Consider the following 15,320-nt stretch of genomic DNA (forward strand, 5'->3'; position numbering starts at 1 on the left):
GGTGTTGACTGGCCCGCGTGCACCCATGCGGCCGACGCATCAGAACCATTCCAGCAATGACACGCCCACGCCCACATAGGTGGCCTTGTGGTTGTAGTCGATCAGGCTCTCGCCGTAGCCATCGAACACCTGCACGTGGCCGCGCAACAGGTTGGTGATCGGGAAGCCGTAATCCAGTTGCACCGAGCCGTGCGAGCGGTCGCCGCCACGCAGCGAATGCCGGGCAATCAAGGCGAATTCGTGACCATCCTTGTTATAGACCAGGGTGGCGTCGCCGCGGCCCATGTAATCCTCGATGTCCGGATTATTGTCGTCAGCACGGTCTTCCTTGATACGGAACCACGGGCGCAAGGTCAGCGCCCAGTTCTCGCGATCCAGGCCGATGTTGAGGATCACCCGGTTCCAGGAACGCGACAGCGGGTCTTCGCGGCCGTTGGACATGTGATTGATGCTGATGCCGCTCATGCGGCCTTTCCAGCCGAAGATGCTGTAGTTATTGCGAAACACCAGCATCGCTTCCGGCTCGTAATTGGTCTCGCGGAACGGGCGCGAGGCATCGGAGTTATAGGCCTGCCAGCGCGAGCTCTGGGTATAGCCCATCCAGATGTCGCCGTTGTCGCCGAACAGATCTTCAACCACCTTGGTCTTGAAGCTCAGCTGGAACTTCAACTCGGCGCTGTCCAGTTGCTGCGGCGTGCTGACCGAGTTGGCCGGGTTCGGCGATTGCGGCGTGCGGTTGGTGTCGCTGGTCCAGAATGCCGGCAACAGGTAGACCGGCTTGTAGCCGCGCAGCTGGAAGGTGCCCAGCTTGGAATCCTTGGCCAGCTCCCAGCGGCGGTCCAGCAGCGAGCCGCGGCCGGCATTGGCGACCGCTTCTTCCTTCGGCTGGTCCTGGCCGTCGGCGCGGAAGAAATCGCCCACGCGGCTGATCTTGCGGGTGTCTTCCGATTTGGCGGCCTGCTTGGCCAACTGCGCGGCGGCATCTGCCTCCTGCACGGCCTGCGGGGTGTATCCCAGCGCCTGGTCGTAGCACGCCAGACGCGCGGCATCCGAAGTCACGGAGGTACAGGCCTGCGGCGATGCCGGCTGCGGAGCGATTTCCTGCCCATGCGCCAACGGCGCAGCGGCCAGGGCGATCAGCATTAGGGGACGGGTACGGTGCTTGGACATGGGTGCTGGCCGAGGTGGAGGCGCCACACAGGCGCAGAAGGACGCAGGATAACGGTCGCGTCTGCATAAGCCATGTGTACACGGCGGCATAACAAGTCGGACGCGACCGCGGCCGCGGAGCTGCCGATGAAGCGCGTGCCGTTGCCGGCCCGCGGTTGTTGTCGCCTCAGAAAAACCAGGCGATCGCGAACACGCCCAGCATGCACATGCCCAGCGCCAGCTTGGTGGCAGTGCCGAAGACGATGCCCAGCCAGGTGCCGATCCCTACCTTGGTGGCTTGGCCGGTCTTGCGGGTCTGCCAGTACTCGCCGATCCAGGCGCCGGCGAAGGGACCCACGAACAGCCCGATCGGCATGAAGAAAATTCCGGCAATGGCGCCGATCACCGAGCCCCACAGCGCCAGCTTGCTGGCGCCGACCCGCTGCGCGCCGTACACCGTGGCCAGGAAGTCGATCAGGAAGGACAGCGCCGTCATGACGCCCAGCACCACCAGCGCGACCCATCCCACATGCGCGAAGCCATCCGCCCAGGCCGCCAGCAACAGGCCGGCAAACACCAGTGGCAACCCGGGCAACGCCGGCAGGATCACCCCGGCAAGCCCGACCAGGACCAGCACGCCGGCCAGAATGTAGTAGACGACGGTGGTGTCCATGATGGTCTAGAAATGTCCTATTTCAGGGTTGACAAAAATGCGCAAGGGGTGCTTGAAATTTCGTTTTGTGCAGGTTAAGTTGCAGCCGCAGCTGTTTGCCGGGGTCACAGTGAATCGTGGCCTGATGCGGTAGATCGACCGATCCGCTACATCCTTGTACCTCGCTTCCTCCTTGCAACCAGCCACCGCCGCCAATTCCATACACAGTGTCGTAGGGAGTCAGTCGAGATGTCCAACATCGAACGCGAAAATGGTGTCGTGAAGTGGTTCAACGATGCCAAGGGCTTCGGCTTCATCAGCCGCGAAAATGGCGAGGATGTGTTCGTGCATTTCCGCGCGATCCAGATCCAGGGCTTCAAGAGCCTCAAGGAAGGCCAGAAGGTCAGCTTCACCGTCGTGCAAGGCCAGAAGGGCCTGCAGGCCGACGCGGTGCAGGTGGTCTGAGCACACGCATTGCGCAGACGGCAGAAAGGCCCGTTGCCGGGCCTTTCTGATCACTCCGGTTTGAAGCGGCGTGCGCTTAGCGCAGCACGACCTTGCCGTTGACCACGCGCACATAGGCGTTTTCGCGCACGCCGGCCAGGTCGCGCTGGTTGACCATGATCACGCGGCCATCGTCCATGCGCACCTGCACGTCGTAGCTCTCGCTGGTGACGTTGTTCTGGATCGCGTTGCCCGCCAGGGCGCCGGCAGCGGCACCGGCAACGGCAGACACGTTCTTGTTGCCCTTGCTGCCACCGGTCTCCTTGGAGATCTGACGGCCAGCGACCGCGCCGACAATGCCGCCGAGTACCGCGCCGGTGCCGGTCGGAGCGCTGCGGGTGGGGCCAACCTCATCGATGCGGGTGACGATGCCGCAATCCACGCAGCGGTTCTGCTGCGAGTAGCCGCCCTGGTCGTAGCCGCGGTCGCCGCGATAGCTGCCGTACTGGGGCTGGGAGGTGGCACAGCCGACCAGGGTTGCGGTGGCGGCCAGGCCAATGACGAGCAGTCGGGTCTTCATGAGGTCTCTCCAGGGATTCAGTAGGCGGTCGGGGCCGCGGCGACGTCATCCTGTGATGGTCCAGGTGAACGGCCTGCCAACTGGATCACTCCAGGCTTAACGAAACCCGAGCGAGGCCTTCATCGAAAGTCACGGTGGCAGGCCTCACAGGCCTCGGAAATCTGGGTCCGCGCCTGTGCCAGCGCAGCGCAATCAAGGTTCGGTACGTGCAGTGGCGCAGCGATCGCAGTACGCAGTGCCTGCGCGTGTTCTTCAAAGCGCCGGTCTTCGCCCAGGTCGCCGAACACCGGCTCCAGGTCAGTGACCAGCAGCTGCAGCGTCTGTAGCCGCGCGTGTTGTCTGGCTGGTTCACAGCTGCCGCTGGATGGGCCGGGCAGGGCGCGCAGTTGATGGTCCATGACCTGCATCAGGCTGTCCGGCACCGGGTCGCGCCGTGCCTGTAGCGTGCGCGCCACCATTACCGTGCAGACCAGACCGATCAGCACGCCCAGCACGAGAACGAACACATAGCGTGCCGCATGGGATTGCGCGGGAGGCGGTGCGGACATGGCTGCTCCAGGTGAGCGCGCCGTGGATGGGGCGCGTAAAATAGGCCGATGAAAGCACAATGGCGTGAACGCTTTGCCGGTATCGACCGGCTGTACGGAGTTGGTACGGTGGAGCGGCTGGCCGAGTGCCGGGTCGCGGTAGTGGGCATGGGCGGGGTGGGCTCGTGGGTGGTGGAGGCGCTGGCCCGCACCGGCGTGGGCCATCTGCGGCTGATCGATGCCGACGATCTATGTGTGTCGAACACCAACCGGCAGCTCCCGGCGCTGGCCGGCCAGTACGGGCGCAACAAGGCGCGCGCAATGGCGGAGCGCTGCGTGGCAATCAATCCGGAGATCGATGCCGATGCGGTGGAGTCATTTCTCACCGCCGGCAATATCGAGAGCCTGCTGGGCGAGGGCTTCGATCTGGTGATCGATGCCTGCGACAGTTTTCGCGTGAAAGTCGAAACCATCGCCTGGTGCCGGCGTCGCAAGCTGCCGCTGCTGACCGTGGGCGCGGCGGGCGGGCGCACCGATCCGACCCTGGTGCGTGTACGCGATGTCTCGCGCACCGAGCACGACGCGATGCTGGCACTGATCCGCAAGAAGTTGCGCAGCGACTTCAACTTTCCGAAAAGCGCCAAGCGCTACTTCGGCGTGCCGGCGGTGTATTCGCTGGAGAACGTGAAATACCCGCAAGCCGATGGCAGCGTTTGCGGCATTCGTCCGCAACTGGGCGCCGATGCCGCGCTCAAGTTGGACTGTGGTGCCGGGCTGGGCGCGGCCACCCACATCACCGGCACGTTCGCGTTCGTCGCGGTCGGCAAGGCGCTGGAGATGTTGCTCAAGCCCAAGAGCGCGGCAGCGTTGCCTGCCACGGCGGATGCGGCGGCGTCGTAGCGTCTGGCCGCTGGTCTGCCAGTGATGGCCTGCTAGCGCACGCCGTCAGGCCGGCAAGCCGAACAGCCGCCGGGCGTTGGCGCTGGTTTGCGCCGCGATCGCTTCGGCCGGCTCGCCGCGCAGCTGCGCGATGCAGTCCAGCACGGTGCGCAGGCGCGCCGGTTCGTTGCGTTGCCCGCGAATCTCGGCGTCCGGTTGGTCGGGCGCATCTGTTTCCAGCAGCAGATGCTGCAGCGGCATCTGCGCGGCCAAGCCGCGCAGGCGATTGGCACGCGGATAGGTGACCGGCCCGCCAAGGCCGATCATGAAATCCAGCTTCCACAATTGCTGCGCCTGTTCCGGGCTACCGGCAAAGCTGTGCACCACGCCGCGGATGCCGCCTACCGCCTTGATGCGCGCAATGACCTCCTCGACGGCGCGGCGCGCATGCACGATCAGCGGGAGATCGAAGCGCTTGGCGAGCTGTAGCTGGCCATCGAAGTAGTGCCGCTGGGTCTGCGCATCCAGGCCCTCGAGGAAGAAATCCAGGCCGCATTCGCCGATGGCGCACGGGCGCTCGCGCGCAATCCACTCGGCCAGCACTTCCAGATGTTCGGGGCGATGCTGGTCCAGAAAGATCGGGTGCAGCCCGTACGCGGGATGCAGGCCCGGCGCCAGCGCGCAGGCTTCACGCAGGCCCGGCCAGCTGGCAGCGGTGATCGCCGGCACCACCTGCTGCGTGACACCGGCGGCCTGTGCCCGCGCAATCACCGCGGCACGGTCGGCGTCGAACTCGCCTGCGTCCAGATGGCAGTGGCTGTCGATCAAGTGCATCAGTCGCGCCGCACCGGTGCAGGCAGTGGCGCCTTGCGCGTCTTCCAGTTGGCCAGCAGCAAGGTGCTTAGGCCGAACAGCAGCTCGTCCAGGAACGGAATGGGATCAGGCACCACCAAGTCCACCAGGAACAGGGCGGCCGCCAGCTTGAACAAGGTGGGATATCGCAGTTTGCTGGCCCAGTCCAGAGCGCGTGAAATGAGTGGATTACGCATGCGCAGGCTCCTGCTGTTAGCGATGCATGAAGTAACCGCTAGCTGAACTTAACTGCGGCATTCATGAGCGAGGGCGTTTTTGTTCAGGGTTCCCGTGCTGGAATCACGCCGTCAACAACGCGGCGTGTCCGCACGGAGCTGGTCATGAAGAGCAATACGACAACTATACTGGTCGCTGCTGGAGCGTTGCTGGTCGGAGGCGTGGCCACGGCTGCCTTCATGAATAACCGCCCGTCCTCGGGTGATTTCGTCGCCAACGGCGAGCCCGCACCGCGCGGCCTGGAATATGCCGATGTGGTGAAGGTTGCGCCGATCACCGAGCGCGAGCCGCAGTACGCGCAGGTCATCAACAGCAACGCCATTCGCGAAACCACCACCAGCTCCTCGCCGCGCGAAGTCTGCCGCGACGTGGTGGTGCAGGAGCGCCTGCCCGAGCGTGACGGTAACGTCGGCGGCACGGTGGCCGGTGCCGTGATCGGCGGTCTGCTGGGTAACCAGGTGGGCGGCGGCAACGGCCGCAAGCTTGCCACCGTGGCCGGTGCAGTGGGTGGCGGCATGGTCGGCAACCGCGTCGATCGCAATCACGTCGGTGGCCGTGTGGTCGACCGCACCGAGCGCCAGTGCCATACCGAAAATGCCAACTCGCAGTCCTCGCGCGTGGTCGGCTATGACGTGACCTACCGCAATCAGGATGGCACCACCGCCACCATGCGCATGGACAGCAAGCCGGGCGAGCGCATTTCGCTGGGCGATGCCGACAACGTGGTGGGCTACGACGTGACCTACCGCTATGACGGTTTCGAGAAGACCGTGCGCATGAACGACAAGCCGGCCAGCGAGCGCCTGCCGGTGGTGGATGGTCAGCTGGTGACGCAGACCGCGTCGGCCGTAGACCGCCCGAGCAGCAGCACCCGCCAGTAAGCGCCAACGCGCACTAGCAGTTGGGTGCGCAGTAGAGAGAAGAGCCGGCATTGCCGGCTCTTCTCGTTTGTGCGGACGCCGCGGCGCTGCCCGCACACAGCGCTCGCCTGTGAATGGCCGCCTGTGGACGGCGCAACTGGCAGATAATCGCCGCATCACACCTGGAGGCGCGCAATGCCGGTACGGCCTGATGACCTATTCGACGTGCGTGCGCAGCTGAGCGATGACGAACGCGCGGTGCAGGATGCGGTGGCACGTTTCACCGATGCGCGGGTGCTGCCCGGCATCGGCGAGGCATTCGATGCCGCGCGCTTCCCGCGTGAGCTGGTGCCCGAGTTGGCGTCGCTGGGCTTGCTGGGCGCCAGCCTGCCGGTGAGCGAGGGCGGCGCCGGCCTGGGCGCGGTGGCGTACGGGCTGATCTGCCAGGAGCTGGAGCGTGGCGACAGCGGCCTGCGCAGCTTTGTCAGCGTGCAATCGTCGCTGTGCATGTATCCCATCCATGCCTATGGCAGCGAGGCCCAACGGCGCCAATGGCTGCCGGAGATGGCCGCCGGCCGGGTGATCGGCTGTTTCGGCCTGAGCGAGGCGCAAGGTGGTTCGGACCCGGCGGCGATGACCACGCGCGCGGTGCGCGACGGTGACGGTTGGCGGCTGCGTGGCGCCAAGATGTGGATCACCAACGGCAGCATTGCGGATCTGGCAATCATCTGGGCGCATACCGACGACGGCGTGCGTGGCTTTCTGGTGGACACACGCAGCGAGGGTTTCCGTGCGCAGGACATCGGTCACAAGATGAGCCTGCGCGCCTCGGTCACCTCGGCGGTGTTCCTGGACGATGTCTTCGTGCCCGAGCAGCAACGCTTGCCGGATGCACTGGGATTGAAGGCGCCGCTGGGCTGCCTGAGCCAGGCGCGCTTTGGCATCGCCTGGGGCGCGATCGGGGCGGCGGTCGCCTGCCTACGCGAGGCGCTGGCTTACAGCGGCGAACGCATTCTGTTCGGTCGGCCCCTGGCGGCCACGCAAAGCGCGCAGATCAAGCTGGCCGACATGGCGCGCCGGATCGCCACCGCGCAGCTGCTGGCGCTGCAACTGGGGCGGCTGAAGGAGGCCGGCACGCTGCGCCCGGAACAGATCTCGCTGGCGAAGTGGAATAATTGCCGCATGGCACTGGATGTGGCGCGCGAGTGCCGCGACCTGCTTGGGGCGGCGGGGATCACCACCGAGCACGTGGCGATCCGGCATGCGCTGAATCTGGAATCGGTAATCACCTACGAGGGCACCGAAACCGTGCATCAACTGGTGGTAGGACGGGCCCTGACCGGGCTCAATGCGTTCTGACGAGGAGTGGGTGCTTGATCGGCAAGGATGTGATGCAGCGCCTGCGTGGCGTGTGGTGGGGAGTGTGGGTGTGCCTGGCCGTCGTTGCGGTGCTGGCGGTGCCGGCCGCGCGGGCCAGTGATGCGCCGCGTATGGCGCCCGCGCCGGCGTGGGTGGTGGCCGACGCCGTGCCGGACAAGGTGGCCGGTACCAGCGGCTTGCGCTATGAACTGGTCTCTGACCAAGTCGATCTAACCGGCCGCGCGCCGCAGGCGTACCGGCGGCTGAGCTACAGCGTGCGGCGCGAAAAAGACCTGGAAGAGGCCGGGCAGATCTCCATCGACTACCAGCCGCAGTACCAGCAGCTGGTGCTAAACAGCCTGGAGGTCTGGCGTGACGGTCGCCGGATCGACATGCGCACGCAGGCGCATTACGCGCGGCTGCGCCGCGAGAGCGGCTTGGAGGAAGGGCTGATCGATGGCGCAGTGACGCTGTCGATCACCGTGCCGGACCTGCGCGTGGGTGACCGGGTCGACTACGGCGTGACCCTCACCGGCAGTAACCCGGTGTTTGGCCAGGGCTATTACGACGTCTTCGATGCGCGCTACGGCGTGCCCTTGGGCGAGCGCCGGGTGCGGGTGCGCTATCCCTCCACGCTGTCCTTGCAATGGAAGATCGCCGCGCCGGGCTTCAGCCGGCATGTCAGCAGTGCCGACGGGGTGACCACGCTGGAGATTGCCGCGAGCAACATTGCCGCGGTGCAGCCGGAGAAAGATGCCCCCGACGATGTCGACCCCTATGGCGTGATCGAAGTGTCGACCGCCGGCAGCTGGGGCGCGGTGGCGGCATGGGCGCTGCAGCTCTACCCGCACGCGTTCAAGGATGCGCAGGTGGCCGCCGGCATGGTGCAGAGCCTGCAGTTGCGCAACACCGATCCTCAGGGCGCGCTGCTGCGCGCAGTGGCCTTCGTGCAGGGCGAGATCCGCTATGTAGGCCTGGACATGGGCGAGAACTCGCACGCCCCGCATGCGCCGGAGGTGACGCTGCGTAACCGCTACGGCGACTGCAAGGACAAGGCCACGCTGCTGATCGCGCTGCTGCAGCTGGCCGGCATCCGCGCCGAGCCGGTGCTGGTGCACAGCGAGCGCGGCCATGGTCTGGAAAACCGCCTGCCAAGCCCGTATGCCTTCGATCATGTGGTGGTGCGCGCGCATCTGCCGCAGGGCGAGGTATGGGTGGATGCCACGCGCGACCGCGAGCAAGGGCCACTGGCGCAGCGCCGCCCACTGCCGTTCGTACGCGGCTTGCCGGTGCTGGCCGGGCAGACCGAGCTGGTGGCGGTGCCCGCGCCGCGGCCGACGGTGCCGCAGGTCGAGGTGGAAGAAGACATCCATGTCGCTATGGAAGATTCGCCGCGCGTGGCGACCTTCAGCGTGGCCACGGTGTATCGCCAGGGCTACGGCGATCCGGTCGCGGCGCGGTTCGACGCCGACGGTGCCGAGGCGGTGGGCGAACGCTATCTGGAGTACATGCAGCAGTACTACACCGCGCTGACCCAGCAGGAGGAGCCGACGCTCACCCAGCCGGACGATCGCTCGCAGGCGCGCACCCACGAGTCCTACCGGCTTGAATGGGCCAAGGACGAAGGCGACGAGGTCGGCTTCCCGCTGTTCCAGCTCAGCGACTGGATGGACACGCTGCCAAGCGCCGCGCGAAAAAGCCCGCTGGCCCTGGAAGGCCCGCGGCTGGCGCGCCAGACCGTGCGCGTGCACGTGACGCCTGCAATCTCGGTAAAGGCGCAGCGCGATGAGGTGGCCAACCCGTGGTTCCGCTTCTCGCGCACCGTGGCCATGCGCGATGGCCGCTTGGAGATCGTCGGCGAGTGGCAGCGGTTGTCCGACCGCATTCCGCCGAACGGCATCAAACGTGCGGCGGCCGACATGGAGCGTGCGCGCGACCTGCTGTATTTCAACCACGATCTGGCAACGCCGGCGCCGCGCGCGCCGACCAACTGGCGCGCGCTGCTGCAGCCGATGGCAGCGCTTGGGGCGTTGATCGTGCTGCTGTTGGGGTGTGTGGTGTGGTGGCGTCTCGGCGGGCTGGGCGGAATGTTGTTCGACCCGTATGCCGTTGCGCAACGCATGCCGCAGCAGCCGGGCCTGCGCTGGGGCGCGTGGAGCACCGCAGCGGTCTCTGCGGCATTGATGGCCTGGATGCTGTTGCAGAGCTGGCCACTGTGGGCGCGGCTGGCAGGCGGCATCGGCGTCTATGCGCTGGCCGTGCTCGGCGGCGTGTTGCTGAAGCCGGTGTTGCGCTGGATGGGCAGCACCGCGTCGCTGGGCCGCGTGCTGCCGGCCGCCTTGGGCAGCGCCTTGCCGTGGCTGGTCTGCCTGCTGGCCGGGCTGGTGGCGCTCGCTGGCGATGTCACGTTGCTGCGGACCGGCGCGCGCAACGGGGCGGAACTGGCGCAACTGGCGATGTACGTGTTCGTGCTGCTGCTGGGTGCGCTGTGGTGGGCGATTGCCGCGCTGCAGGCCGTGGCCGGCGCGGCGCACTGCGGGCGCGCCCGTGCGTTCGGGGCGCTGGCCTTGACTGCGTCGCTGCTGGGCATGCTGGTCGCGGTGATTGGTGTGCCGCTCGCGTTATGGGTGATGCGCTGATCGGCGTGCGGTCTGCAAGGCGTTGATGGATCCAGCCGATACAACGCCGCAATGACGGCAGGGCGCCCGCTGCAGGCCATCTACTTCGCTGCGGGCGGCAGTAGGCAGGTGGATGACCGGCAGATGTGCCCTGCCGCGTGCGCCCGCGGCAGGGCTTTGCAAAGCCGCGAAGGGCTGTGACACTGCCAGCCCCTCGTTGCTGCCGCGGAGTCAGCGTGACCTCGACCGTGCGTCCCCCCCTGACCGTGCATGGCATGTCCAGCTCGGGCAACTGCTACAAGGTGCGTCTGCTGCTGGAGCAGCTCGGCAGCCGCTACCACTGGGTCGAGGTCGATAGCGCTTCCGGCGAGACCCGCACGCCCGAATATCTGGCCAAAAATCCCAACGGCAAGGTGCCGATGGTGGAACGCGACGACGGCCGCGTGCTGACCGAATCCAACGCCATCCTGTTCTGGCTGGCCGAAGGCACCCCGTACCTGCCCACCGACACCTGGCAACGCGCGCAGGCGCTGAGCTGGATGTTCTTCGAGCAGTACAGCCACGAGCCCTACGTGGCGGTGGCGCGCTTCATCAGCCTGTGGACGCCGCGCGATGCCGCACGCCGTACCGAGCTGCCGCAGCTGCGCGCGCGCGGCGAGCAGGCGCTGGCGGTGATGGAACAGCACCTGCGCCAGCACGCCTGGTTCACCGGCGCCGACTACGGCATCGCCGACATCGCGTTGTTCGCCTATACCCATTGCGCCGAAGACGGCGGCTTCGATCTGGAGCGCTGGCCCGCAATTGGCGGCTGGTTGCAGCGGGTGCGCGCGCTGCCGGGCTTCGTGGCGATGCCTGCGCCTGCGCCGGTGAGCGCATGAGCGGCTGGCAGGAGCACTGACGATGTGTGGATTGGCAGGACTGTTGCTGGCAACACCGCGCATGCACGGCGAGCAGCTGGAGGCATTGGTGCGGCCGATGGGCGGCGCCTTGCGCCACCGTGGCCCTGACGATGCCGGCACCTGGTGCGATGCGCAGGCCGGCGTTGCGCTCGCACATCAGCGCCTGAGCATTCTGGATCTCTCTCCGCTCGGCCATCAGCCGATGCGCTCGGCCGACAGCCGCTACGTGCTGGCCTACAACGGCGAGATCTACAACTTCGCGCAACTGCGCGCGGCGCTGGCGGCGCTCGGGCACCGCTTCCGCGGGCATTCGGACACCGAAGTGCTGCTGGCCGCGGTGGTGGAGTGGGGCCTGGACGACACCCTGGCGCGCTGCAACGGCATGTTCGCGCTGGCGCTGTGGGACGAACGCGACCATTGCCTGTCGCTGGCCCGTGACCGCGTCGGCAAGAAGCCGCTGTATTACGGCTGGGCCGGCGAAACGCTGGTATTCGGCTCCGAGCTCAAGGCGCTGTGGCAGCACCCGGATTTCGACAACGGCGTGGACCGCGATGCACTCACCTTGCTGTTGCGGCTGGGCTATATCCCGGCGCCGGCCTGCATCCACGAACGTACCTTCAAGCTGATGCCCGGGCGGGTACTGCGACTGGACGCCCAAGCGGTGGCCGCCGGCGCCGCCGCACACCGGCCCGACCAGGCCCAGCAACCGTTCTGGAATGCACGCGAGGCCATGCAGCGTGCGCTGGCCGCGCCATTCACCGGCACTGATGCCCAGGCCGAAGAGCAACTCGATAGCGTACTGCGTGATGCGGTGGCGCTGCGCATGGTGGCCGACGTGCCGGTGGGCGTGTTCCTGTCCGGCGGCACCGATTCGTCGATCGTCACCGCGATGATGCAGGCGCAGAGCGACCAGCCGGTGCACACCTTCAGCATCGGCTTCGAAGGCTCGCACCACGACGAAGCGCCGCTGGCGCGCGAAGTGGCCACGCACCTGCACACCGATCACACCGAGCTGTATGTCAGCGGCGCCGACGCGCTGGCGGTGGTGCCGAGCTTGCCGGACATGTTCGACGAACCGTTCGCCGACGCCTCGCAGGTCCCCACCGCGCTGGTGGCGCGGCTGGCGCGCGGTGGCGTCACCGTGGCGCTTTCCGGCGATGGCGGCGACGAGCTGTTCTTCGGTTATGGGCGCTACCAGCGCGCGCTGCGTAACTGGCGCATGCACGGGCTGGTGCCGGCGCCGCTGCGGCGGCTGATGGCGGTGGCAGCGCGCAAGAGCGGCGAAGCCTCCCGCACCGGCGGGCTGGCGGCACTGGTGGCCGAGGCGGGCGCACGCGGCATCGGCGACATCTACCGCAACCGCATCTCGCGCTGGCGTGACCCGGCCGCGGTGGTGCTGGGCGCGACCGAGCCAGACAGTTTCTACAGCCTGGCCGATCCGCTGCATGGCTCAGGCACGCCGGCCGACGCAATGATGCTGGCCGACTTCGCTGCGTATCTGCCGGACGATCTGCTGTGCAAGGTGGACCGCACCACCATGGCGGTGGGGCTGGAAGCGCGTGCGCCGTTGCTGGACTGGCGCGTGGCCGAGTTCGCCTGGTCGCTGCCGCTGTCGCTCAAGTACCGCGACGGGGTCAGCAAGTACCTGCTCAAGCGCGTGCTGTGCCGCTATCTGCCCGAGCCGATGGTCTACCGCGGCAAGCGTGGCTTCGGTGCGCCGGTGAGTGCGTGGCTGCGCGGTGACCTGCACGGCTGGGCCGACGATCTGCTGGCGCACGGCACGCTGCAGCGCGAAGGCGTGTTCGCTGCCGATACCGTGGCCGGGCTGTGGCGCGACTTCAATGGCGGCGAGCGCAAGTGGCACACCCACCTGTGGACGGTGCTGATGTTCCAGGCCTGGCAGGACCACTGGCGCGCGCAGCGGGCCGCCATCGTCCGGTCGTAGCGCGGGCGGCGCTTCACCGGGTGTGCGCGCCACGCTGCCTACAGTGGGGCGCTGGTTCCCACGGAGCGTTCCCCATGAGCAAGTACACCATTGCGGTATTGGTCGGCAGCCTGCGCGCGCAGTCCTACAACCGTCAGCTGGCCCAGGCGCTGGCGCAGCTGGCCGGCGACAAGGCCACGTTCGAGTTCCTTGAGATCGGCGACCTGCCGCTGTACAACCAGGACCGCGACATCGATTACCCGGCCGAAGGCACCCGCCTCAAGCAGCAACTACGCGCCGCCGATGCGGTGCTGTTCGTGACCCCGGAATACAACCGCTCGATCCCCGGCGTGCTCAAGAACGCCATCGACACCGCCTCGCGGCCCTATGGCGACAGCGCCTTCGCCGGCAAGCCGGCCGCCATCGCGGGGATCTCGGTCGGCGCGATCGGCACCGCGCTGGCGCAGCAGCATCTGCGTGGCGTGCTGGCCTACCTGGACATGCACGTGCTCGGCCAGCCTGAGATCTATCTGCAGTACAAGGATGGCCTGTTCGGCGCCGACGGCCAGATTGCCGATGCCGACAGCCGCAAGTTCCTGCAGGGATTTGTCGACAGCTTCCTGGCCTGGATCGCACACCACACACGCTGAGCGCTCGGGCCAGGTCGGCATGCCCGCAGGCTAGACGGGCAGGGCATCGCGAGCAGTGAGACCGCACCGGCGTAGGCTGTGGTGCACTGGCTATGCACCAGTTATCCACAGAGTTGTGCATGGTCCTCGCCGCCGGCGATGACTATGCTTCCTGCCCCCGTCTCCCTCGCGTCAGGCTGTCCGTCCATGTCCGCTCGTCCCGGCTTCCGTTCCAACCGCAATCGCGACCGCGATCGTGATGACTACGATCGTCCCGAGCCGCGCTTGGACCAGTTGCGGGTTCCACCCCATTCGGTGGAAGCCGAGCAGGCGGTGCTGGGCGGCCTGATGCTGGCGCCGGATGCGTTCGACAAGGTCAACGACCAGCTCACCGAGAACGACTTCTACCGGCGCGACCATCGGCTGATCTACCGCGCCATCCGCGAGCTCTCCGAGAAGGATCGCCCGTTCGATGCGGTCACGCTGGGCGAGTGGTTCGAGTCGCAGGGCAAGCTGGAGCAGGTGGGCGATGGCGCCTATCTGATCGAGCTGGCCAGCACCACGCCGTCGGCGGCCAACATCGCCGCCTACGCGGAAATCGTGCGCGACAAGGCGGTGTTGCGGCAGCTGATCGAAGTGGGCACCAACATCGTCAACGATGGCTTCCAGCCGGAAGGCCGCGAGAGCGTGGAGCTGCTGGCGTCGGCGGAAAAAGCGGTGTTCAAGATCGCCGAAGCCGGCGCGCGTGGGCGGACCGACTTCGTGGCGATGCCGGGCGCCTTGAAGGACGCGTTCGAAGAGCTGCGCAACCGCTTCGAAAACGGCGGCAACATCACCGGCCTGCCGACCGGGTACACCGATTTCGATGCGATGACCGCCGGCCTGCAGCCGACCGATCTGATCATCCTGGCCGCACGTCCGGCGATGGGCAAGACCACGCTGGCGTTGAACATTGCCGAATACGCCGCGATCAAGTCCAAGAAGGGCGTGGCTGTGTTTTCGATGGAAATGTCGGCGTCGCAGCTGGCGATGCGCCTGATTTCTTCCAACGGCCGCATCAATGCGCAACGCCTGCGCACCGGTGCGCTGGAAGACGAGGATTGGGCGCGCGTCACCGGCGCGATCAAGATGCTGAAGGAAACCAAGATCTTCATCGACGACACGCCCGGCGTGTCGCCGGAAGTGCTGCGTTCCAAGTGCCGCCGGCTCAAGCGCGAACACGACCTGGGCCTGATCGTCATCGACTACCTGCAGCTGATGTCGGTGCCGGGCAACAGCGAAAACCGCGCGACCGAAATTTCGGAAATTTCGCGTGGGCTCAAGGGCCTGGCCAAGGAACTCAACGTGCCGGTGATTGCGTTGTCGCAGCTCAATCGCTCGCTGGAAACCCGTACCGACAAGCGCCCGGTGATGGCCGATTTGCGCGAATCCGGCGCAATCGAGCAGGACGCGGACATGATCGTGTTCATCTACCGCGACGACTACTACAACAAGGAAAACTCGCCCGACAAGGGCCTGGCCGAGATCATCATCGGCAAGCACCGTGGCGGCCCAACCGGCTCGTGCAAGCTCAAGTTCTTCGGCGAATACACGCGCTTTGACAATCTGGCGCACGATTCGGTGGGTAGCTTCGAGTAAGCCGCTGGCAACCCGTGGCGTCTTGACCTCAGGGATGGCGGTCGATGAGGAATGCGGGGGCCGGTGCCCGGCA

General features: G+C 66.7%; 15 protein-coding genes. 9 read left to right on the forward strand and 6 right to left on the reverse strand.

The features are described 5' to 3' along the window. Positions 1 to 39: 39 nt before the first annotated feature. Both QRM89_RS19990 and QRM89_RS19995 read right to left on the reverse strand, forming a co-directional pair. A complete protein-coding gene (locus tag QRM89_RS19990; protein WP_040941535.1) occupies positions 40 to 1,170 on the reverse strand; it encodes a phospholipase A in 1,131 nt (376 codons plus the stop codon). A gap of 166 nt (positions 1,171 to 1,336) precedes the next feature. Then, positions 1,337 to 1,822 (reverse strand): DUF456 domain-containing protein, encoded by a 486-nt coding sequence (locus QRM89_RS19995; RefSeq protein ID WP_011036612.1) that lies wholly within the window; start codon positions 1,820 to 1,822, stop codon positions 1,337 to 1,339. 228 nt (positions 1,823 to 2,050) lie between these two features. Between QRM89_RS19995 and QRM89_RS20000 the strand changes: the two genes are divergently transcribed. Further along, the gene (locus QRM89_RS20000; RefSeq protein ID WP_003483561.1) at positions 2,051 to 2,266 is read left to right on the forward strand and encodes a cold-shock protein; all 216 of its coding nucleotides are present in this window, start codon (positions 2,051 to 2,053) and stop codon (positions 2,264 to 2,266) included. 76 nt (positions 2,267 to 2,342) lie between these two features. Here the strand turns inward: QRM89_RS20000 and QRM89_RS20005 are convergent, their stop codons facing one another. Both QRM89_RS20005 and QRM89_RS20010 read right to left on the reverse strand, forming a co-directional pair. Further along, entirely contained in the window at positions 2,343 to 2,825 is a 483-nt protein-coding gene (locus QRM89_RS20005; RefSeq protein ID WP_011036613.1) for a glycine zipper 2TM domain-containing protein, read from the reverse strand. Positions 2,826 to 2,944: 119 nt separating this feature from the next. After that, complete coding sequence (locus QRM89_RS20010) at positions 2,945 to 3,373, reverse strand: hypothetical protein (protein ID WP_285448790.1); 429 nt, start codon at positions 3,371 to 3,373, stop codon at positions 2,945 to 2,947. Positions 3,374 to 3,421: 48 nt separating this feature from the next. Here QRM89_RS20010 and QRM89_RS20015 point away from each other — a divergent pair, with 48 nt between their 5' ends. Beyond that, positions 3,422 to 4,252 (forward strand): tRNA threonylcarbamoyladenosine dehydratase, encoded by an 831-nt coding sequence (locus QRM89_RS20015; protein WP_285448791.1) that lies wholly within the window; start codon positions 3,422 to 3,424, stop codon positions 4,250 to 4,252. A 45-nt stretch (positions 4,253 to 4,297) separates the two neighbouring features. Here QRM89_RS20015 and QRM89_RS20020 read toward each other — a convergent pair whose 3' ends face one another. After that, positions 4,298 to 5,065, reverse strand: a complete 768-nt coding sequence (locus tag QRM89_RS20020) for a TatD family hydrolase (protein ID WP_285448792.1) — start codon at positions 5,063 to 5,065, stop codon at positions 4,298 to 4,300. Further along, positions 5,065 to 5,280: a DUF6116 family protein gene (locus QRM89_RS20025; RefSeq protein ID WP_285448793.1), complete on the reverse strand. Its 216-nt coding sequence runs from the start codon at positions 5,278 to 5,280 to the stop codon at positions 5,065 to 5,067. The genes QRM89_RS20020 and QRM89_RS20025 overlap by 1 nt, the downstream gene beginning before the upstream one ends. A 144-nt stretch (positions 5,281 to 5,424) precedes the next feature. Here QRM89_RS20025 and QRM89_RS20030 point away from each other — a divergent pair, with 144 nt between their 5' ends. From QRM89_RS20030 to QRM89_RS20060, 7 genes are all read left to right on the forward strand, one after another. Beyond that, on the forward strand, positions 5,425 to 6,201 hold the full coding sequence (locus QRM89_RS20030; RefSeq protein WP_011036618.1) for a glycine zipper 2TM domain-containing protein: 777 nt from the start codon (positions 5,425 to 5,427) through the stop codon (positions 6,199 to 6,201). 174 nt (positions 6,202 to 6,375) lie between these two features. Further along, on the forward strand, positions 6,376 to 7,539 hold the full coding sequence (locus QRM89_RS20035; protein ID WP_285448794.1) for an acyl-CoA dehydrogenase family protein: 1,164 nt from the start codon (positions 6,376 to 6,378) through the stop codon (positions 7,537 to 7,539). Positions 7,540 to 7,631: 92 nt separating this feature from the next. Next, positions 7,632 to 10,178: a DUF3857 domain-containing protein gene (locus QRM89_RS20040; protein ID WP_285448833.1), complete on the forward strand. Its 2,547-nt coding sequence runs from the start codon at positions 7,632 to 7,634 to the stop codon at positions 10,176 to 10,178. Positions 10,179 to 10,405: 227 nt separating this feature from the next. Next, positions 10,406 to 11,035, forward strand: a complete 630-nt coding sequence (locus QRM89_RS20045) for a glutathione S-transferase family protein (protein ID WP_285448835.1) — start codon at positions 10,406 to 10,408, stop codon at positions 11,033 to 11,035. 22 nt (positions 11,036 to 11,057) lie between these two features. Beyond that, positions 11,058 to 13,001 carry an asparagine synthase (glutamine-hydrolyzing) gene (asnB, locus tag QRM89_RS20050; RefSeq protein WP_115539980.1) on the forward strand — a complete coding sequence of 648 codons (1,944 nt, stop codon included), beginning with the start codon at positions 11,058 to 11,060 and terminating at the stop codon, positions 12,999 to 13,001. A 74-nt stretch (positions 13,002 to 13,075) separates the two neighbouring features. Continuing rightward, a complete protein-coding gene (locus QRM89_RS20055; RefSeq protein WP_285448795.1) occupies positions 13,076 to 13,630 on the forward strand; it encodes an NAD(P)H-dependent oxidoreductase in 555 nt (184 codons plus the stop codon). Positions 13,631 to 13,816: 186 nt separating this feature from the next. Beyond that, entirely contained in the window at positions 13,817 to 15,247 is a 1,431-nt protein-coding gene (locus QRM89_RS20060; protein WP_011036624.1) for a replicative DNA helicase, read from the forward strand. The last annotated feature ends 73 nt before the right edge of the window (positions 15,248 to 15,320 follow it).

Origin of the sequence: Xanthomonas sp. LMC-A-07 (assembly GCF_030208825.1) — a bacterium.
Classification (GTDB): Bacteria; Pseudomonadota; Gammaproteobacteria; order Xanthomonadales; family Xanthomonadaceae; genus Xanthomonas; species Xanthomonas campestris.